The following is a 19,871-nucleotide window of genomic DNA, read 5'->3' as shown; positions in this document are numbered from 1 at the left end:
AGAATCCAATGAACCTAACCCAGAAGCTGGCAGTTGCTGCGTTTTTGATAGCTGCCTACGCAGTATCTGTGCGGGCTGGAGGCCTGAATGACCTGGAAAGCTTTGTTCGCATGGCCAAGTCGGGCAAGGCCGAGTTCACCCAGGTGGTGACGCAGCCGGCGCGCGAAGGGCAGGTGGCGCGCAGCCGCATTTCCAACGGCAGCTTTGCCTTTGCCCGCCCGCTGCGTTTCCGCTTCGACTACCGCAAGCCCTTCGCCCAGACCATCGTGGCCGATGGCACGACCCTGTGGCTGTATGACCAGGACCTGAACCAGGTGACCGCGCGCAAGCAGGCGGCGGCCTTGGCCAGCACGCCCGCGGCGCTGATTGCCTCGGCCGCCGACCTCGCGGCCTTGCAGGCGGACTTCACGCTCAGCGAGGCCCCGGCCCAGGAGGGGCTGGAGTGGGTGCTCGCCATGCCGAAGTCGCGTGACAGCGGCTTGCAGTCGGTGCGGGTTGGTTTCAAGGCTGGTGAGCTGGCACGGCTCGACATCCTGGACAGCTTCGGCCAGCGTTCGGTGCTGAGCTTTTCGGCTTACCAAGCCAATCCGGTTCTTGATGCCGCCACCTTCCAATTCAAGCCACCGGCCGGGGCTGATGTGGTGCGGCAATAACCACCAGGTGGCACCATGAATCTCCTGAAGCGAAGTGCGTTTGCCGCCCACCTGTTGCTGAGCCTTGGCGCGCTGCTGGGGCTGGCGCTGGGGACCCTGCAGTTCGAAACGGCCGGTGGTGCCGTGGGCTACAGCACCCCGGTGGCGGTGGCGCTGATCGGCCTTCTGGCGCTGCGTATCCTGTGGCTGAGCTTCTGGCGCGCGCGGGATGCCGGAGCCCAGGTGGCAGGGGCACTGGCGGCTGTGGTGGCCACGGTGATGTTCGCGCCCTTCGTGACGCTGGCCCTGTTGTTTCTGCCGTCGGCGCCAAAAGGGGAAGGGCTGGCGCAGGGGCGCGCTTGCGCGACTTGGCTGGTGGTTCTTTCCTTGCCCTTGGGCGCGGCGGCTGGCATTGCAACGCTGCTGCTGGTGCAAGCCGTTTTCAAGGCTTTGTAGGCGTGGCAGCCGCACATCAACCCCTGGCGGAGCTGTTGCGTCCGCGTACCCTGTCCGAGGTCATCGGCCAGCAGCACGTGTTGGGCGAGGGCATGGCGCTGCGCCTGGCGTTCGAGTCCGGTCAGCCCCACAGCTGCATCCTGTGGGGGCCGCCTGGTGTGGGCAAGACCACGATCGCCCGGCTCATGGCCGACGCTTTCGATGCCCAGTTCATCACCATCAGCGCGGTGCTCGGTGGCGTCAAGGAAATCCGCGAGGCGGTGGAGCAGGCCCAGGTGGCCCGCGACGGGCTGGAGCAACGCCGCACCATCGTCTTCGTGGACGAGGTGCACCGCTTCAACAAGAGCCAGCAGGACGCCTTCCTGCCCCACGTGGAAAGTGGCCTGTTCACCTTCATCGGGGCCACCACGGAAAACCCTTCGTTCGAGGTGAACTCGGCGCTGCTGTCGCGCTCGGTGGTCTATGTGCTGCAACCGCTGGGTGCCGACGATCTGAAGCAGATTGTGGCTCGAACCCGCGAAAAGAATGCGCTGCCAGCTATCGATTCAGTAGCAGTTGACGAGCTCGTGGCCTATGCTGACGGTGACGCCCGCCGCCTGCTCAACACGCTGGAGACGCTGGGTGTCGCGGCACGGCAGGAACACCTGGAGCAGGTGACGCTTCCCTGGCTGCAGAAAGTCATGGGTGAACGCATGCGCCGTTTCGACGGCGGCGGGGACCAGTTCTACGACACCATTTCCGCGCTGCACAAGAGCGTGCGTGGCTCCGACCCCGACGCCGCGCTCTACTGGCTGGTGCGCATGCTCGATGGTGGTGCCGACCCACGCTACCTGGCGCGCCGTCTGGTGCGCATGGCGGCGGAAGACATCGGTCTGGCCGACCCGCGGGCCCTGCGTCTGGCGCTGGACTGTGCCGAGGTTTACGAGCGCCTGGGCTCGCCCGAGGGAGAGCTGGCGCTGGCCGAATGTGTGGTCTACCTGTCGGTCGCACCGAAATCGAACGCGGTCTACAAGGCGTACAACGAGGTACGCGCCTTCATCCGACAGGATGGCACCCGTCCGGTGCCCATGCACCTGCGCAATGCACCGACGAAGCTCATGAAGCAGTTGGACTATGGCAAGGGCTACCGGTACGCGCACGACGAGCAGGACGGATTTGCGGCCGGAGAGAACTACTTTCCCGAAGGAATGCAGGCCCCTTCTTTCTACCGTCCGGTGGAGCGGGGGCTGGAAATCAAGATAGCCGAAAAGCTGCGGCAGCTGGCCCAGCGCAATCGCAATCCAGGCGCCTGACCAGGCGTCGAAGACTAGGCACTCTTATTGCTTGATCCTGTCTGTCGCTTTGTCGGTGGCACCATCGTCGTTTGTATAAGTGGATCTAATGTAGAGTTCCATAAATTCATAAAGGCGCAACCCTAGGGTAAACCCAAGGACCGCATTTAGGGAGTGGACTCCAACCCATCGTTACAATCGCCCCCACCGATCTGCCGGATCAGCCTTACCGGGCTGCACTCCGGCAGTATTTTTATATTGGTACAGCCCACAAGGCCGCATCACACCTCAGTCAGACGCTGAACGGGATGCTGGCCGCCCATCGGAGATAAGTTTATGGACATATTGATACAGCAGATCATCAACGGTCTGGTGTTGGGTAGCATGTATGCGCTCATCGCGCTGGGCTACACCATGGTCTACGGCATCATCAACCTGATCAACTTTGCCCACGGTGAAGTGATGATGGTCGGGGCCCTGACCAGTTGGACCATCATTGGCCTGATGCAGGAATCCATGCCTGGTACGCCTGGCGCCATCATCCTGCTGATCGCCCTGGTCATCGCCTGTATCGTGGCTGCGGCACTCAATTTCACGATCGAGAAGGTGGCTTACCGCCCACTGCGCAACAGTCCCAAGCTGGCCCCCCTGATTACTGCCATGGGGATGTCGCTGATGCTGCAGACCCTGGCCATGATCATCTGGAAGCCCAACTACAAGAGCTATCCCACGCTGCTGCCATCCGAGCCGTTCCACATCGGTCAGGCCGTGATTTCGCCTACGCAGGTGGTGATCCTGGCCGTGACGGCCATCTCGCTGGCCATCCTGATGTGGCTGGTGAACTTCACCAAGCTCGGTCGCGCCATGCGTGCCACCGCTGAAAACCCCCGCGTCGCGGCACTCATGGGCGTCAAGCCCGACGTGGTGATTTCGGCCACCTTCATCATCGGTGCCGTGCTGGCCGCCATTGCCGGCGTGATGTATGCCTCCAACTACGGCACCGCGCAGCACGCCATGGGCTTCCTGCCCGGCTTGAAGGCGTTTACCGCGGCCGTGTTCGGTGGCATCGGCAATCTGGCTGGCGCCGTGGTGGGTGCGCTGGCCCTGGGGCTGATCGAATCCATTGGTGCCGGTTACATCGGCACCCTCACGGGTGGAGTGCTGGGTAGCCACTACTCCGACATTTTTGCTTTCATCGTGCTGATCGTGGTGCTGACGCTGCGTCCTTCCGGATTGCTGGGTGAGCGGGTGGCGGATCGCGCATAAGGACTGACACCATGAAAAATCAAAAAGTTGTTGTTGCGCTGCTTGCAGCCGTCGGCCTGATTGTGTTTCCGCACATCCTCCAGTCGTTCGGCAACGCCTGGGTACGCATTGCCGACATGGCCTTGCTGTTCGTGCTGCTGTCCATCGGTCTGAACATCGTGGTCGGCTACGCCGGTCTGCTGGACCTGGGGTACGTCGCTTTCTTCGCCATCGGTGCCTACACCTACGGCTTGCTGGCTTCGCCGCACCTGACAGACACCTTCGCATCCATCCAGGCCATGTTCCCTGAAGGCTTGCGTACACCCTTGTGGGTCGTGGTTCCCATAGCGGCTGTGGTAGCAGGGGTTTTCGGCGTACTGCTGGGTGCGCCGACCTTGCGTCTGCGTGGCGACTACCTGGCCATCGTGACCCTGGGCTTCGGCGAGATCATCCGCGTGTTCATGAACAACCTGGATCACCCAGTCAACATCACCAACGGTCCCAAGGGCATCAGCCAGATCGAGCCGCTGGAGATGTTCGGCCTGCGCTTCTCGCGCAAGCTCGAAGTCATGGGCGTTGAGTTCGCCTCGGTCACGCTTTACTACTACGTGCTGCTGGCCCTGGTGATCCTGAGCATCATCATCAGCCATCGCCTGGAACTGTCGCGTATTGGCCGTGCCTGGATGGCGATTCGTGAAGACGAAATTGCCGCCAAGGCCATGGGTATCAACACCCGCAACATGAAGCTGTTGGCCTTCGGTATGGGCGCTACCTTCGGCGGTGTTTCCGGTTCCTTCTTTGCGGCCTTCCAGGGTTTCATCTCCCCCGAGTCCTTCACCCTGATGGAGTCGGTGATGATCGTTGCGATGATCGTGCTTGGCGGTGTCGGCTATCTGCCCGGCGTGGTCCTTGGCGCGGTGTTGCTGGCGGCCTTGCCTGAAGTGTTGCGCTATGTGGCTGGTCCGCTGCAGACCATGACCGACGGTCGGCTCGATGCGGCCATCTTGCGCCAGTTCCTGATTGCGCTGGCCATGATCACCATCATGCTGCTGCGTCCGCGCGGCCTGTGGCCCTCTCCCGAGCACGGCAAGTCCCTGCAGAACAACGGCTGAGCGCCACGCGAAAGGATTCAAGAATGACAGATACAGTATTGAACGTCGCCGGTGTTTCCAAGCGCTTCGGCGGCTTGCAAGCCCTCAGCGACGTGGGCATCCAGATCCAGCGCGGTCAGGTCTATGGGCTCATCGGCCCCAACGGTGCGGGCAAGACCACGTTCTTCAACGTGATCACCGGCCTGTACACGCCCGACAGCGGTACCTTTGAATTGGGTGGCAAGGCCTACCAGCCCACTGCCGTGCACACTGTGGCGAAGGCCGGCATTGCCCGTACCTTCCAGAACATCCGCCTGTTTGCTGAAATGACGGCACTGGAAAACGTGATGGTGGGCCGCCACATCCGCACCCACAGTGGCATCATGGGCGCGATGTTCCGTACATCGAGCTTCAAGGCCGAAGAAAAGGCCATTGCAGAGCGCGCACGCGAATTGCTGGAATATGTGGGAATCGGCAAATTCGCCGACTACAAGGCCCGCACCCTGAGCTACGGTGACCAGCGTCGTCTGGAAATTGCCCGCGCCTTGGCGACCGACCCGCACCTGATTGCGCTGGACGAGCCCGCCGCCGGCATGAATGCCACCGAGAAGGTCATGCTGCGCGAACTGATCGACCGTATCCGCAACGACAACCGCACCATTCTGCTGATCGAGCACGATGTGAAGCTGGTGATGGGTTTGTGCGACCGCGTGACGGTGTTGGACTACGGCAAGCAGATTGCCGAAGGCACTCCGGCCGATGTGCAGAAGAACGAAAAAGTGATTGAAGCCTACCTGGGCACCGGTGGCCACTGAGGATACGACATGACACAGAATGTATTGTTGAAGATCAAGGGTCTGAAGGTGTCCTATGGCGGCATCCAGGCCGTCAAGGGCGTGGACTTTGAGGTGCGCGAAGGTGAGCTGGTATCGCTGATCGGCTCCAATGGTGCCGGCAAGACCACCACCATGAAGGCCATCACCGGCACTCTGCCGCTGGCCGGTGGCGACATCGAATACCTCGGCAAGAGCATCCGTGGCCAGGGGCCGTGGGATCTGGTGAAGCAAGGCCTGGTCATGGTGCCGGAAGGCCGTGGCGTGTTCACACGCATGACCATCATCGAGAACCTGCAGATGGGTGCCTACCTTCGCAACGACAAGGATGGGATTGCCAGCGACATGGAGCGCATGTTTGCCATCTTCCCGCGCCTGAAGGAGCGTGCCCACCAACTCGCGGGCACCATGTCCGGCGGTGAGCAGCAGATGCTGGCCATGGGCCGCGCTTTGATGAGTCGCCCCAAGGTGCTGCTCTTGGACGAGCCCTCGATGGGCCTGTCCCCTATCATGGTCGACAAGATCTTCGAGGTGGTCAAGGACGTCTATGGCCAGGGCATGACGCTGCTGCTGGTGGAGCAGAACGCAAGCCGTGCGCTGGCCATCGCCAACCGCGGCTACGTCATGGACTCCGGCATGATCACGATGACCGGAGATGCCCAGGAAATGCTGCACGACCCCAAGGTGCGTGCTGCCTACCTCGGCGAGTAGTCGTCATGTGGAGCCGCCTCGTCCAGGGCGGGTCGATCGGGGGCCTGAACATCTACGTTCTGGCCCTTTTGTTTGTGACCCTGGTCTGGGGCGCAACCTTCCCCGTGCTCAAGGTCGCCACTGCCCAGCTCAGTGGCGTCGAAACCACCGCCCTGCGTTTCTGCATTGCGGCACTGTGCATGCTGCCGTTCCTGCGTGGCTTGCCGCGCCACACCTGGCGAGACGGAGCCCTGCTCGGGGCGCTGGTGTTGCTGTCGTACGTGCTGCAGGCCTATGGCCTGGAGTTCATCTCGTCCAACCGCAGCGCCTTTCTCACCAGCCTCAATGTGCTTATGGTGCCCTTCCTGGCGGTGCTGTTCGGCACGCGACTCACCTGGCCGGTGCTGCTGGCAGCATTGCTGGCTTGTGCCGGTATCGGCCTGATGTCCTGGGAGGGTGGTGCACATCTGGTGGCAGATGCCGCCACCGTGCTCAGTGCCTTGGCCTACGCCCTTTACGTGATCGTGCTGTCGCAGCGTGCTGCGCGCCACCAGGCGCGCGGGTTGGCGGCAGCCCAGATCGTGTGGATGGCCGTCCTGGGCGTCGCCTGGATGCTGCTGGGTTCGCTGGGGAATGATCGCCTGCAAACCCTGCCCAGCCGTGTGAGCGGGGAAATCCTGGCCGGACTCTGTTATCTGGGGATCGTCGCCACCTCGGGCATGCTGTTCCTGCAGGCGGTTGCCCAGCGCCATGTCTCGGCGTCCAAGGCCGCCTTGGTGTACGCCATGGAGCCCGTGTTTGCGGCCTTGTTCGCCTGGATCATGCTGGGTGAGGGCCTGGGGTGGCGCGCTGCCACGGGTGGTGCCTTGGTGGTGGGGGCTGTGGTGTTCAGTGAGATGCGTTCCAACGCGGCTGCCGGCAGCGACTGACGGGGGCACAGTTGTAACTGCGCTTTACCCGGATTTACCGTGGCGATGTACACGCCAGTGGGGTAATCGCGTTCAATGGGCATGGAGTTTTTCCATGGCAACCAACGAGGATCCGACATGCTCAAGAAACTGGTATTCACCGCTTCCACCCTGCTGATGGTAGGTGCTACGTTCGCACAAGCCCCCGCACCCACTCCGGCACCCGTGCCCAAACCCAGCATCGATACCCGCCAGGCCACCCAGGAGCAGCGTATCCAGCAGGGTGTCCAGTCGGGCAGTCTGACTACCAAGGAGGCTGCACGGCTGGAAAAGGGCGAGTCGCGCATCGACACGGCCCAAAACCGGGCCGCGGCCGACGGCAAGGTAACCAAGAACGAGCAGCGTCACCTGGAGAAGATGACCAACCAGGAAAGCAAGGCCATCTACAAGCAAAAGCATGACCGCCAGAACGACCGTGACCACGACGGCATGCGGGATCGCCACGAGGGCGGGCACAAGAAGAAGTAAGCTCAGTGCTTGTCGGCCTCGGAAGTGAACGCATCGGCGTAGAACTCTTCCGCAGGCAGGCCGGCCAGCGTACAGAAGTCCCTTCTGGCGGCTTCCACCATCACTGGGGCGCCGCAGGCGTAGACCTGATAGGCGCTCAGATCGGCGAAGTCATCGAGCACCGCCTGGTGGACCAAGCCTGTGCGTCCATTCCAGGTGTCTTCGGGTAGGGCGTCCGACACCACAGGAACATAGCGCAACTGCCGCAGTGCCTGCTGTTGCTGTTCGACCCAGTCGCTCATGTACAGGTCGGCGGGGCGGCGCCCACCCCAGTACAGGGTCACCGCACGCTGTGAGCCCGTCATCTGCATCTGTTCCAGCAGTGCCTTGATGGGCGCGAAACCGGTGCCAGAGGCCAACAGCACAATGGGCTTGTCACTGTCTTCGCGCAGGAAGAAGGAGCCGAACGGCCCTTCAAAGCGCAGGATCTCCTTTTCGGCCATGGCACCGAACACGTGGTCGGTGAACTTGCCGCCCGGCATGTGGCGCAGGTGCAGTTCCAGCCCCGCGCCCGCCTGGCGCACACCGGCCATCGAATAGCTGCGCCGCGTGCCGTCGCGCAGGATGATGTCGATGTATTGGCCCGGGCGGTAGGCAAAGTCGTCGTTGGCAGGCAGTTGCAGCAACACCCGCATGACGTCATGAGAGAGCCGCTGCAGGCTGCTCACCCGTGCGGGCATCTTCTTGATCGGCAAAGCACCTAGTTCGGTGACCTGCTTGGACTCCAGCACCACATCGCTGGTGGCATGTGCGCTGCAGGTCAGTACCCACCCTGCCGCTTCCTCTTCGGCACTCAGTGCCTTGGCCTGGTGCGGGTTGTGCTGCACGGTGCCGGAGAGTTTCATGCACTTGCAGGATCCACAGGCGCCGTCCTTGCAGCCATAGGGCAGGTTGATCCCTGCGGCAATGCCGGCCTGCAGGATCGTGTCGCTGCCCTGGGTGGAAAAGTTGCGGCCGCTGGGGGCAATGGTGACGGTAAATCCGGTGCTGGCAGCGCCTTCGGTGCTCATCTTGTGGTTATCCTTGTTGGCTCAAAACTCCAAAGTACGAATTTTGCCCGCAAATACCACCCCCCTTGGCGCCCTGCCTGCCCGCTTTCGCCGCCAGCGCCTGCTGATTGTCGGTTGTGGGGATGTCGGCCAGCGTGTGGCACGGCACTGCAGTGCTGGCGTACATGTGCTCGCGCTGACGACCACTGCCGACAGTGCCCAGGCCCTGCGGGCCCAGGGAATCCAGCCGCTACGCGGCAACCTCGATCAGCCAGGTACCCTGGCACGTCTGGCGGGTCTGGGACAACGGGTGCTGCATCTGGCGCCACCGCCCCTGCAGGGGTGGACCGATCCCCGTACCCTGGCCTTGCTGCGTGCGCTGCGTCGACGCAGCCTGCCAGCCCAGTTGAGCTATGTATCCACGAGTGGTATCTATGGCGATTGCGACGGTGCCTGGGTACCGGAGAGCCGTCTGCCCATGCCGCAGACGCCGCGTGCCCACCGCCGCGTCGATGCAGAAGCGCAATTGCGTTTCTGGGGGCGCTCCAGCGGCGTTCCGGTGCAGATCCTGCGGGCGCCGGGCATTTACGCAGCAGACCGCGCAGACGGAACTCCCGTGGCACGCCTGCAAAAGGGGACCCCGGTGCTGTGCGATGCGGACGATGTCTATACCAATCACATCCACGCCGATGACCTGGCACGCGCCTGTCTGCGGGCGGTGTGGAACGGTCGCGCCCAACGCAGCTACAACGTCAACGACGATACCGTGCTGAAGATGGGGGACTACTTCGACCTGGCGGCCGACTTGCTGCAGTTGCCGCGGCCGCCACGGGTGGCGCGTGCGGGTGCGCAAGCCCATTTGTCGGTCATGGTGTTGAGCTTCATGAGCGAGTCGCGCCGCCTCGTCAACACCCGCATGAAGCAGGAGCTGCGGCTGCAGTTGCGTTACCCCACGGTGCAGGAAGGCCTGGCTAGCCTGCGTCCCTCCGCAGCGCAGACCCATAGCGCCACAGCAGCGCGCGCCACACCAGCCAGCAACTCAGCAGTGTGATGGGGCCGGCCCACAAGGTGTCGCTGAGCCAGTGGGCCTGGTCGGACATGCGGGAAAAGGCGATGAGGCCCGCGGCGGTCAAACCGGTGGCTGCCCACAGCGCCGCACGGCGGCGTTGGAACCACATCAGTGTGATGAAGAAATAGCCGCAGGCTACGTGGCCGCTCACGAACGAGCAGTTGTCGGCGCACTGGTCGGTCATCACGGCGGCCCGGGTGAACTGCTTGTCGCCACCGAAGTTCTCGACCTGGTAGGGCCGGGCGCGCTGCCAGTGGTCTTTGAAGCCGAGGTTAACCACCACCCCCGGCCCGACGGTGCCAGCTATCGCTACATACAGCAGGGCCATGCGCCAGTGCAGCGAGCGCTTGCGCAACTTCAGTACCAGCCACCCAAGCAGGGATAGAAGAATCAGTACCCGAAAGGCGGCTGGCACCCAGTCATTGATGCCGCGAACCCACCACCATTCCAGGGATTCAATGGCGGGCGGCTGGCCGAAGAAGGGGGCGGCAGCACGCAAGTCCAGCGCGGGCCACAAGGTCGGCACCAACGCGGCCAGCGTGAGCGCTGCCAGCACCCACCAGAACAGCGCCGGGCTGCGGGTTTCGATCAGGAGCGCGTTGGCGGAGGGCATCAGGGTCTTGGTGGCAGATACGAAAAAGGGCTGGCGCAGTGCCAACCCTTCTTGCTTGTTTGCGTGGTGCCGGTGAGATGAATCGAACACCCGACCTTCTCATTACGAATGAGCTGCTCTACCGACTGAGCTACACCGGCACGCGAACCGCGCATTATAGCGATCCGGAAAGCGCTCAGGCTGCTTCGCCGTGGTAACGCGTGACGCGTTCCACCTCGTTCTTTGAGCCCAGGATCACGCTGACACGCTCGTGCAGCTTGCCGGGCACGATGTCCAGGATGCGCTGGTGTCCGTTGGTGGCGGCGCCGCCGGCTTGTTCGATCAGCCAGCCCATGGGGTTGGCTTCGTACATCAGGCGCAGCTTGCCGGCCTTCTCCGGTTCGCGCTTGTCCCAGGGGTACATGAAGATGCCGCCGCGCGTGAGGATGCGGTGCACGTCGGCCACCATGGAAGCGATCCAGCGCATGTTGAAGTCCTTGCCGCGCACGCCTTCCTTGCCCTGCAGGCATTCGTCGATGTAGCGCTTCACGGGCGGTGCCCAGTGGCGCATGTTCGACATGTTGATGGCGAATTCCTTGGTGTCTGCCGGAATCGTGACGTTCTCCTGTGTCAGCACGAACGAACCCTGCTCGCGGTCCAGGGTGAACATGGCAACGCCGTCGCCCACGGTCAGCACCAGGGTAGTCTGCGGGCCGTAGATGCAGTAACCGGCTGCCACCTGCTTCGAGCCCGGTTGCAGGAAGTCGCTTTCTTCGACGCCACGGTCACCCTCGGGCTTCTTGAGCACGGAGAAGATGGTGCCGATGCTCACATTCACGTCGATGTTGGAAGATCCGTCGAGGGGGTCGAACAGCAGCAGGTATTCGCCTTGCGGGTAGCGGTTGGGCACCAGGTAAATGCCTTCCATTTCCTCGGACGCCATGGCCGCCAGGTGGCCGCCCCATTCGTTGGCTTCGATGAGGACCTCGTTGGCGATGATGTCGAGCTTCTTCTGCACTTCGCCCTGCACGTTCTCGCTGCCGGCACTGCCCAGCACGCCGCCAAGGGCACCCTTGTTCACTTCGAGGCTGATGCGCTTGCAGGCGCGGGCCACCACTTCGATCAGCAGGCGAAGCTCAGACGGGATATGCCCGTCCACCCGTTGCTGTTCAACGAGGTAGCGGGTCAGCGAAATTCTTGAAGACATGGTCACTCCAAAAGTTGAATGGGGTCAGGCGGACAAGGCACGGTCCACGACTTCGCGTACATCGTTGCTCAGGTCAGACTTTGACGACACGCGCACCAGCGCTTCGCGTGCAGCGCTGCGGTAGGGCTCCGCCAGACGTTTCCAGCGGTCCAGCGCACGCGCCAGTCGTGCCGCCACCTGGGGGTTGAACGCGTCAATGTCGATCACGCGTTCGGCCCAGAACACATAGCCTGCAGCATCGGCGCGGTGGAAGGCGCCTGGGTTGGCATTGCAGTAGCTGAAGATCAGGCTGCGGGCGCGGTTCGGATTCTTGAGGTGGAAGTCAGGATGCTGCATCAGCTGGCGCACTGCCGGCAGGACCTGGCCACCGCGGTCGCACATACCCCCCTGCAGCGCAAACCACTTGTCCAGCACCAGTTCCTCGTTCTTGAACTGGCTGTGGAAGCGCGCCAGGGCCTGCGTGCCCAGCGCATGTCCGCTGCCCACCAGCGCCTGCAGCGCGTTGAAGCGGTCGGTCATGTTGTTGGCGTCCTTGAAACGCTGCAGGGTCTTGCCGGGCCACACGGTGTCGCCACTGCGGGTGGCTGCCAGACACAGGAACGACAGCGCCATGCCCGCCAGGGCGCGGCGGCCGCTGGACGCAGGGTCGGGGCGGTAGGCACCATTGTCCTGGTGCGCTTCGAAGGCCCACTCCCAGTCCTCCTGAAGGGCACATGCCAGCTGTTCGCGCATGGCCTCGCGCACGGCGTGGATGCGCTGCGGGTCGACCACCTCCAGCTGTTCGGCAATGTAGGTCTCGGAAGGCAGGGTCAGCACCAGCTCCTTGAACGCAGCGTCCAGCTGGGGAGAGCGCAGAACCCCGCGCATGGCCTCGATCAGGGCGTCATTCAAGGGCTTTGCCGGCGTGGAATCTGCGTCACCAGCTATTGCTTTGATAGCGGAGCGCAACAGCAGGCGCTGACCCGCTTCCCAACGGTTGAAGGCGTCGGCGTCAAAGGCCAGCAGGGTCAGCAGTTCTTCGTCGCTGTAGTCGCAGTCCAGGATGACGGGAGCGGAAAAGCCGCGCAAGATGGACGGCACGGGCTGTTCCGCAATGCCGGTGAACATGACGCTTTGCTGCGCCTCGGACAGCACCAGCAGATGGCTTGTTGCTGCGGTCGCTTGCCCTTCCAGATGCAGGGGCAGAGCGGTCCCGCTGGCAGAACCCACTAGGCCAAGGCTGACTGGAATGACGAACGGCTCCTTCACGGCCTGGTCGGGGGTGGCGGCGCAGCTTTGGCTGAAGTGCAGGGTGTAGGTCTGGGCATCAGGGTTGTAGACGCCTTGCGCCGCCACACGCGGCGTGCCGGCCTGGCTGTACCAGCGCTTGAACTGGCCCAGCCGCCGCGCCAGTTCGGAGTCCGGGTTGGCGTCGGCGATCGCCTGGGCAAAATCGTCGCAGGTCACGGCCTGGCCGTCATGGCGCGCAAAGTACAAGTCCATGCCCTTGCGGAATCCGTCACGGCCGACCAGGGTCTGCATCATGCGCACGACCTCGGCCCCCTTTTCGTAGATGGTGACGGTGTAGAAGTTGTTGATCTCGATGTAGCTGTCCGGGCGCACGGGATGGGCCATGGGGCCGGCATCCTCGGGGAACTGGGCCGTGCGAAGCACACGCACGTCCTCGATGCGCTTGACGGCGCGGGCGCTGGGGTCCGCGCACAGGTCCTGGCTGAACTCCTGGTCGCGGAACACGGTCAGGCCTTCCTTCAGGCTCAGCTGGAACCAGTCGCGGCAGGTAATGCGGTTGCCGGTCCAGTTGTGGAAGTACTCGTGGCCGACCACGCTTTCGATGTTGGCGAAATCCGCATCGGTGGCTGTGGCCTGGCTGGCCAGCACGTATTTGGTGTTGAAGATGTTGAGGCCCTTGTTCTCCATGGCCCCCATGTTGAAGTCGCTGGTGGCGACGATCATGAAGCGTTCCAGGTCCAGCGGCAGCCCGAAGCGGGCTTCGTCCCAGGCCACGCTTGCCATCAGGCTGTTCATGGCGTGCTCGGTCTTGTCCAGGTCGCCACGGCGCACGTACACCTGCAGCAGGTGCTCCTTGCCCGAGCGCGAGACGATGCGCTGCTCACGGGCCACCAGCTGGCCTGCCACCAGGGCGAACAGGTAGCAGGGCTTCTTGTGGGGGTCGACCCACTTGGCGAAATGACGACCATCTTCCAATTCGCCGCTGTCAACCAGGTTGCCATTGGACAGCAGTACCGGATACTTGGCTTTGTCCGCCCGCAGGGTCACGGTGTAGCTGGCCATTACGTCCGGACGGTCGGGGAAGTAGGTGATGCGGCGGAACCCCTCGGCTTCACACTGCGTGAAGAAGGAGTCGTTGCTTACATACAGTCCCGACAGGCTGGTGTTCTTAACCGGCATGCAGGTGGTGAAGATCTCCAGCGCAAAGGGCTCGGTACCCTCGGGCAGGTTTTCCAGTACCAGGGTGTTTCCATCCATCTTGAAGCTGGTGCCAGCGCCGTTGACCAGCACGCGCGCCAGATTCAACTCTTCGCCGTCCAGTCGCAGCGGGCCTGGTGCCACATCCGGGTTGCGGCGCAGCGTCATCCTGTTGAGTACGCGGGTCTTCGCGGGGTCGAGGTCGAAGCTCAAGTCCACGGTATCGACCAGATAGGCCGGAGCCGCGTAGGCTTCGCGGCGGATCACGGTGGCGGGGCTGGCGCCGTCGCGGTATTGCATGGGCTGTCTCCAAATGCGGTTGGCAGGGCAGGGGGCTTACACGCCCTGCTTGAGCGAGGCTTCGATGAAAACGTCGAGGTCGCCGTCGAGCACCTTCTGGGTGGCCGACACTTCGACGTTGGTGCGCAGGTCCTTGATGCGGCTGTTGTCCAGCACGTAGGAGCGGATCTGGTGGCCCCAGCCCACGTCGGTCTTGCTATCCTCCAGCTTCTGCTGTTCTGCCTGGCGCTTGCGCAGTTCGTGGTCGTACAGGCGCGAACGCAGGCGCTTCCAGGCCACATCGCGGTTGCTGTGTTGGCTTCGCCCGTCCTGGCACTGCACCACGATGCCCGTAGGGATGTGGGTCAGGCGCACGGCCGAGTCGGTCTTGTTGATGTGCTGGCCACCGGCGCCAGAGGCGCGGAAGGTGTCCACACGCACGTCGGCGGGGTTGATGTCGATTTCGATGCTGTCATCGATCTCGGGGTACACGAACACCGAGGCAAACGAGGTGTGGCGGCCGCCCGAGCTGTCGAATGGGCTCTTGCGCACCAGACGGTGCACACCGGTTTCAGTGCGCAGCAGGCCGAAGGCATATTCGCCTTCGATCTTGATGGTCGCGCTCTTGATGCCTGCCGTGTCGCCCGCGGTTTCGTCTTCCACCACGGCGGAAAAGCCCTTGCGCTCGGCGTACTTAAGGTACTGGCGCAGCAGCATGCTGGCCCAATCGCAGGCCTCGGTACCGCCGGCACCGGCCTGGATGTCCAGGAAGCAGGGCAGGGGGTCGGCCGGGTTGTTGAACATGCGGCGGAATTCCAGCCCTTCCACCACTGTGGCGATCTTGGCGGTTTCTTCCTCGATGGTGTGCAGGCCAGCTTCGTCGCCGTCGTCCTTGCTCATTTCGAACAGTTCCAGGTTGTCACCGATCTCGCGCTCCAGGTTGTCGAGCACGTCGACCACGCCTTCGAGCTGCTTCTTTTCCTTGGCCAGTTCCTGGGCCTTCTTGGGGTCGTTCCAGACCGCAGGATCTTCCAGCCCGGCGTTGACGGTTCTCAGTCGGTCTGCCTTGGCAGGGTAGTCAAAGATACCCCCGAAGTTCACCCGTGCGGCTGCGCAGGTCGGTCAGGCGGGTGCCGATTTGGTTGATGCGTTCGATGTCCATGGCGATTCCTATTCTTGTATCCGGTTCAGAGCAACCGCGTATTTTCTCATGGCTGGACCCCCAAGGACGCGTTTTGCGGGCTTTGCCGGCACAACCAGTCAAACACCACATCGGCCGATGGCGTGCGCGGCGCAAGGCGCGATTTGGACAACCAGCGCGTGGGCAGTGGCAGGCTGGGAAATTGCGGCAGGTGGCACACCCGTTGGCTGTCCAGTGCCTGGTCGGCCACGCTGCGCGGCACCATGGCAAGGCCCAAGCCCTGCGCTGCCGCTTGCACGCGCAGCAGCGTGTCCTCCAGAGTCACGCTGCGCTGTGCCCGCAGTTCCAGGTCGCCTAGCCAGGGTGCCCACTGGCTGGCGTACTCGTCGATGATGAGCGGCGCCTGCAGCACCGCCAGCTCTGGCGCCAGCCCGTCCAGCTGTTGCGCCAGGGCGGGGCTGCAGACCGCAATGGCCTCGTCGGCCAGCCAGGCGGTGGACACCATGTTGTCGTTGCTGAGGTCCTGGGTGGAGATGATCAGGTCCACGTCGATGCGGTCGATGTCGCGCAGCTCGTCGCGGGTGATGAGCCAGACGTCCAGTGTGGGGTGCAGTGCGCGCAGTGCCGGTAGCCGTGGCAGCACCCAGCCCGCGGCAAAGTCGGCCGGACAGGCCAGCAGCACCGAATCCTGGTTGCGGTAGGGCTCGATGCGCTTGCGTCCATCCAGCAGCGTGGAGAGCGTTGCATCAACTGTTTTGCTGAATAGTTCACCCGCCGCGCTGAGCTTCACCCCCCGGCCCACGCGGTTGAACAAGGGCTGGCCAACCCATTCTTCCAGGTTCTGGATCTGGTGGGTAATGGCGGATTGGGTGAGCGACAGCTCCTCCGCCGCACGTGTGATTCCCCCCAGACGCGCAGCCGCTTCGAAGGCCAGAAGGCTCTGCAGGGGAGGGAGGCGTTTGGTCAAGATATCAAAAAATTCGATGAATCAAGCGATATTGATCATTTTACGCAGGCCGGACATATGCGCAGAATTCACCCATCCCGGCCCCGTGCCGTTCCCCGTTGTTTTTGGAAAGACCGCAGACCATGTCCACACCCGCTTCCTCGTCCATCGATACCTCCATCCTCGGCGATGGCGCCATCCGCCGCAAGGGACCTTACGGATCCAGCATCGAGAACACCTATGCTGGCGTTCTGAGCTTCCTGCGCCGCCAGTACACCCGTGACCTGACCGGGGTGGACGTTGTCGTGTCGGGCGTGCCGCTGGACCTGTCAACGACCTTCCGCCCTGGCGCCCGCCTTGGCCCCGCCGCCGTGCGCGCCGCCAGCGTGCAGCTCGCCGAGCTCATGCCCTTTCCCTGGGGCTTCGATCCGTTCGAAGACCTGGCCGTGATTGATTACGGCGATTGCTGGTTCGATGCCCACAACCCGCTGACCATTGCTCCGGCCATCACCGAGCACGCCCGCAGCATCATCGCCAGCGGCGCCAAGATGCTTACCTTCGGCGGCGACCACTTCATCACCTACCCGCTGCTCAAGGCGCACGTGGAGAAGTACGGCAAGCCCCTGTCCCTGATCCACTTCGACGCCCACTGCGACACCTGGCCTGACGACAACCCCGAGTCGCTGAACCATGGCACCATGTTCTACAAGGCCATCAAGGAAGGCCTGATCGACCCCAAGACCTCGGTGCAGGTCGGCATCCGCACCTGGAACGAAGACTTCATGGGCGTCACCGTGCTCGACGCCCCCTGGGTGCATGCCAACGGTGCGCAGGCTACGCTGGAGCGCATCCTTTCCATCGTCGGCAAGAACCCCACCTACCTCACCTTCGACATCGACTGCCTGGACCCGGCCTTTGCCCCCGGCACCGGCACCCCCGTACCCGGCGGTCTGACCTCGGCCCAGGCGCTGCACATCGTGCGCGGCATGGGGCCGGTGAACCTGGTCGGCATGGACGTGGTGGAGGTTTCGCCGCCCTTCGACCAGAGCGAACTGACCGCCATTGCTGCGGCGCACATCGCCACCGACCTGCTGTGCGTGCTGCGTAACCAGAAGCTCGGCAAGGTGTAAGCCATGCGCGCCCGCACCCTCATCGCGGCCATGGCCATGGCCGCCGCCGCTGCATTGTCTGCCGCGGCCGCCGAGGAAAAAATCCTCAATATCACCAACTGGGCCGAGTACGTCGGCGAGAAAACGGTAGCGAACTTCGAGGCCGAGACCGGCATCAAGGTGCGTTATGACAATTTCGACTCCAACGAAGTGTTGATGGCCAAGATGATTGCGGGGCGCACCGGCTACGACATCATCATTCCGTCCAGCGACTTCGGGCGCATCATGGTCGACGGCGGGCTGGTGCAGAAGGTGGACCGCAGCAAGCTCAGCCGCTGGAGCAATCTGGACCCGGCCGTGCTGCTGCTCATGGGCAAGCTCGACCCCGGCAACCAGTACATGGTGCCCTGGCTGGGCAGCACGGTCAGCGTGGGCTACAACCCGGTCATGGTGAAGGCGGCGCTGGGCGGCGAGCCGATCCCGGCCGACCCGTTCGAGCTGGTGTTCAACCCCAAGTACACGTCCAAGCTCAAGAAGTGCGGCATCTCGCTGCTCGACAGCGCAGCCGACCTGTTCCCCTCGGCGCTGATCTACCTCGGCAGGCCCGCATTCGGCAACAACGCCACCGACTACCAGGACGCCTTTGCCATGCTGCAGAAGGTGCGCGGGGACATTGCCCTGTTCAGCTACAACGGCTACATCGCCGACCTGGCCGCAGGCAACCTCTGCGTGGCCCTGGGCTACGGTGGCGATTTCAACAACGCCAATGCGAAGGCCAAGGCGGCGGGCAAGGACACGCGCATCGAGGCGCCCCTGCCGCCCAGGGGCACCCAGTTCGGCTTCGAGTCCATGATGATTCCTGTGGATGCGCCGCACCCGGAGAATGCCCACGCCTGGATCAACTACATCCTGCGCCCCGAAGTGCAGGCCGAAATCACCAACAAGGTGAAGTTCACCAGCCCGAACCTGGCCGCACGCAAGTTCATTGCCGCCGATGTGCTGGCCAACAAGATCGCGTTTCCGGGGGATGACTACCTGTCGACCAAGGCGCAGTTCTACGAAGTGCGCAAGAACGACACGCGCCGCCTGATGACGCGGTTGTTCACCAAGTTCAAGACGGGAACTTGAGGTGGACGCTCGGGTCTCGCCCCGGGCGGGCGGGGCATGTCGGGATGTGCGCCCGACAGCGCACTCACTTTCTTTTGCTTCGCCAAAAAGAAAGTAAGCAAAGAAAAGGCGACCCCGCTGTCTGCGTCCCTCCGCTACGCTTCGGGCAACCTGCGGTGCTCGCAGCCGCTGGGGGTCGCGCAAACTCGGCTATCGCCTCAAACAGCGCGCGCCCCTTCACCCAGCGCCCGCTACGCTCCTCGGCGCAGCCAGAGGGGGATGGGGAGAGTCTCGCGCCATCGCTTCGCTCGGCGGGGGTGGTATCGTTTGACTTTTGAAACTTCGCCTTTGGGGCGAAAGCTGCCCCATACTGCCCGGCGAAGTTGCCCTCAATGACTAAAACGCTTCATGAATGTTCAATTGCATGAAAACACGCTACCCAGCGATGCCCCGATGCCAAGAGGAAGACTGCAACGCCTGCCCCAGTGGTTGGGCAAGCACTGGTTGGTCACTGCCTTGCTGGTGCTGTACCTCCTGCTACAGGCGTATTGGCTGGCCTGGAGCTGGGTAACTACTCCCACCATCAATCCCCACCCGACCGACTTGGTCACGATTCGCGGCACGTTTCCCTTTGACAAGGGTTACACCATGGAGCTGTTCCAAGAAGCACTTACCAGCACTGCCTGGGTCAATAAGTGGTGTGCTTACCCCATGCGCAGCGAGGGGTTTCCATGCCACGGTGGCAGGCAGAGGCTGACCGTGAAACAACTAGACCCCCAACACTACGAGCTGACCTTTTACCGGGACTACTACCTGTCGGGAATCGCAGGGTGGCAGCACGGCGGACTGGCGCTACGTATGCCCCGAGCTGATAGGACCTTCTTAAGAGGAGGGGGGGAGTCGTTTCCCGTAAGCACCAAAGCCGCGAAATGCTCTGCCTCTAATTCAGCCGATGGTTCATTGATTTGCTCGGCGTTGGATCTGGAAGGGCCCAACATTTATGTCCCTCCGACTAGCAATCTTGAAGTGAACTTTTACCTCAAGTCAGAACTGCCAGCACACTTGGCGAATACGCCCTACCGATAAACATCAAAAGGGAAAAGACAGGGTTTTGCTCGGCAACACGGGCCTTGACCACGGCTCAGGCCGTATTAGCAACCTGTTTGGATTGCGTTGTTTTGTCCGCTTACAGCGGCGGATTCAACCGGTCGATGCAACACATTCGCTGAACATTTCAGCGGGGGTATGGAAGCCGAGCGTCTTGCGCGGCCTCTCATTCAATTGTCTCGCAATTGCATTGAGTTGAGTCTGG

At 62.8% G+C, this 19,871-nt stretch carries 19 protein-coding genes and 1 tRNA gene; 13 read left to right on the top strand and 7 right to left on the bottom strand.

Translation table 11 applies throughout. From position 1 onward, the window contains the following. The first annotated feature begins 8 nt into the window (after positions 1–8). From lolA to RQP54_RS15785, 9 genes are all read left to right on the top strand, one after another. A complete protein-coding gene (gene lolA / locus RQP54_RS15825) occupies positions 9–653 on the top strand; it encodes an outer membrane lipoprotein chaperone LolA (RefSeq protein WP_315679377.1) in 645 nt (214 codons plus the stop codon). A 15-nt stretch (positions 654–668) separates the two neighbouring features. Continuing rightward, positions 669–1,088 (top strand): hypothetical protein, encoded by a 420-nt coding sequence (locus RQP54_RS15820; protein WP_315679376.1) that lies wholly within the window; start codon positions 669–671, stop codon positions 1,086–1,088. Between the two features lie 2 nt (positions 1,089–1,090). After that, the gene (locus tag RQP54_RS15815) at positions 1,091–2,380 is read left to right on the top strand and encodes a replication-associated recombination protein A (RefSeq protein ID WP_315679375.1); all 1,290 of its coding nucleotides are present in this window, start codon (positions 1,091–1,093) and stop codon (positions 2,378–2,380) included. 315 nt (positions 2,381–2,695) lie between these two features. Continuing rightward, the gene (locus RQP54_RS15810) at positions 2,696–3,625 is read left to right on the top strand and encodes a branched-chain amino acid ABC transporter permease (RefSeq protein ID WP_315679374.1); all 930 of its coding nucleotides are present in this window, start codon (positions 2,696–2,698) and stop codon (positions 3,623–3,625) included. A gap of 11 nt (positions 3,626–3,636) precedes the next feature. Beyond that, positions 3,637–4,716: an ABC transporter permease subunit gene (locus tag RQP54_RS15805; RefSeq protein ID WP_315679373.1), complete on the top strand. Its 1,080-nt coding sequence runs from the start codon at positions 3,637–3,639 to the stop codon at positions 4,714–4,716. A 23-nt stretch (positions 4,717–4,739) separates the two neighbouring features. Next, the gene (locus RQP54_RS15800; RefSeq protein WP_315679372.1) at positions 4,740–5,510 is read left to right on the top strand and encodes an ABC transporter ATP-binding protein; all 771 of its coding nucleotides are present in this window, start codon (positions 4,740–4,742) and stop codon (positions 5,508–5,510) included. Positions 5,511–5,519: 9 nt separating this feature from the next. Next, positions 5,520–6,239 (top strand): ABC transporter ATP-binding protein, encoded by a 720-nt coding sequence (locus RQP54_RS15795; protein ID WP_315679371.1) that lies wholly within the window; start codon positions 5,520–5,522, stop codon positions 6,237–6,239. 5 nt (positions 6,240–6,244) lie between these two features. After that, complete coding sequence (locus tag RQP54_RS15790) at positions 6,245–7,147, top strand: DMT family transporter (protein ID WP_315679370.1); 903 nt, start codon at positions 6,245–6,247, stop codon at positions 7,145–7,147. 117 nt (positions 7,148–7,264) lie between these two features. Next, the gene (locus RQP54_RS15785; protein WP_315679369.1) at positions 7,265–7,654 is read left to right on the top strand and encodes a hypothetical protein; all 390 of its coding nucleotides are present in this window, start codon (positions 7,265–7,267) and stop codon (positions 7,652–7,654) included. Between the two features lie 2 nt (positions 7,655–7,656). Here the strand turns inward: RQP54_RS15785 and RQP54_RS15780 are convergent, their stop codons facing one another. After that, positions 7,657–8,703 carry a CDP-6-deoxy-delta-3,4-glucoseen reductase gene (locus RQP54_RS15780; RefSeq protein WP_315679368.1) on the bottom strand — a complete coding sequence of 349 codons (1,047 nt, stop codon included), beginning with the start codon at positions 8,701–8,703 and terminating at the stop codon, positions 7,657–7,659. A 43-nt stretch (positions 8,704–8,746) separates the two neighbouring features. On the opposite strand from RQP54_RS15780, the gene RQP54_RS15775 reads away from it, so the two are divergent. Beyond that, entirely contained in the window at positions 8,747–9,733 is a 987-nt protein-coding gene (locus RQP54_RS15775) for an SDR family oxidoreductase (protein ID WP_315679367.1), read from the top strand. On the opposite strand, the gene RQP54_RS15770 is transcribed toward RQP54_RS15775, so the two are convergent. The 6 genes from RQP54_RS15770 to RQP54_RS15745 all read right to left on the bottom strand — a co-directional run bounded on the left by RQP54_RS15770 (position 9,654) and on the right by RQP54_RS15745 (position 16,364). Then, a complete protein-coding gene (locus RQP54_RS15770) occupies positions 9,654–10,364 on the bottom strand; it encodes a phosphatase PAP2 family protein (protein WP_315679366.1) in 711 nt (236 codons plus the stop codon). The genes RQP54_RS15775 and RQP54_RS15770 overlap by 80 nt on opposite strands. A 64-nt stretch (positions 10,365–10,428) precedes the next feature. Next, positions 10,429–10,504 (bottom strand) — tRNA-Thr (locus tag RQP54_RS15765). A 35-nt stretch (positions 10,505–10,539) separates the two neighbouring features. Next, positions 10,540–11,550 carry a class 1 fructose-bisphosphatase gene (locus tag RQP54_RS15760; RefSeq protein ID WP_315679365.1) on the bottom strand — a complete coding sequence of 337 codons (1,011 nt, stop codon included), beginning with the start codon at positions 11,548–11,550 and terminating at the stop codon, positions 10,540–10,542. Between the two features lie 24 nt (positions 11,551–11,574). Beyond that, positions 11,575–14,277, bottom strand: a complete 2,703-nt coding sequence (gene pepN, locus RQP54_RS15755; RefSeq protein ID WP_315679364.1) for an aminopeptidase N — start codon at positions 14,275–14,277, stop codon at positions 11,575–11,577. 36 nt (positions 14,278–14,313) lie between these two features. Beyond that, a protein-coding gene (prfB, locus tag RQP54_RS15750; protein WP_315679363.1) for a peptide chain release factor 2 occupies positions 14,314–15,418 on the bottom strand; the annotation gives its coding sequence in 2 pieces (ribosomal slippage) (positions 14,314–15,336 and positions 15,338–15,418; 1,104 coding nt in all). Positions 15,419–15,464: 46 nt separating this feature from the next. Next, positions 15,465–16,364, bottom strand: coding sequence for a LysR substrate-binding domain-containing protein (locus tag RQP54_RS15745; protein ID WP_315679362.1), 900 nt, complete (start codon positions 16,362–16,364; stop codon positions 15,465–15,467). 122 nt (positions 16,365–16,486) lie between these two features. Here RQP54_RS15745 and speB point away from each other — a divergent pair, with 122 nt between their 5' ends. The 3 genes from speB (at position 16,487) to RQP54_RS15730 (ending at position 19,645) form a co-directional block, all read left to right on the top strand. Then, positions 16,487–17,473, top strand: a complete 987-nt coding sequence (gene speB, locus RQP54_RS15740; protein WP_409997583.1) for an agmatinase — start codon at positions 16,487–16,489, stop codon at positions 17,471–17,473. A 3-nt stretch (positions 17,474–17,476) separates the two neighbouring features. Continuing rightward, a complete protein-coding gene (locus RQP54_RS15735; protein ID WP_315679361.1) occupies positions 17,477–18,580 on the top strand; it encodes an extracellular solute-binding protein in 1,104 nt (367 codons plus the stop codon). Positions 18,581–18,967: 387 nt separating this feature from the next. Then, the gene (locus RQP54_RS15730) at positions 18,968–19,645 is read left to right on the top strand and encodes a hypothetical protein (protein WP_315679360.1); all 678 of its coding nucleotides are present in this window, start codon (positions 18,968–18,970) and stop codon (positions 19,643–19,645) included. Positions 19,646–19,871: the final 226 nt, after the last annotated feature.

Source organism: Curvibacter sp. APW13 (assembly GCF_032337135.1).
Lineage (GTDB): Bacteria > Pseudomonadota > Gammaproteobacteria > Burkholderiales > Burkholderiaceae_C > Allorhodoferax.
This window is presented reverse-complemented; position numbering and strand designations above follow the sequence as displayed.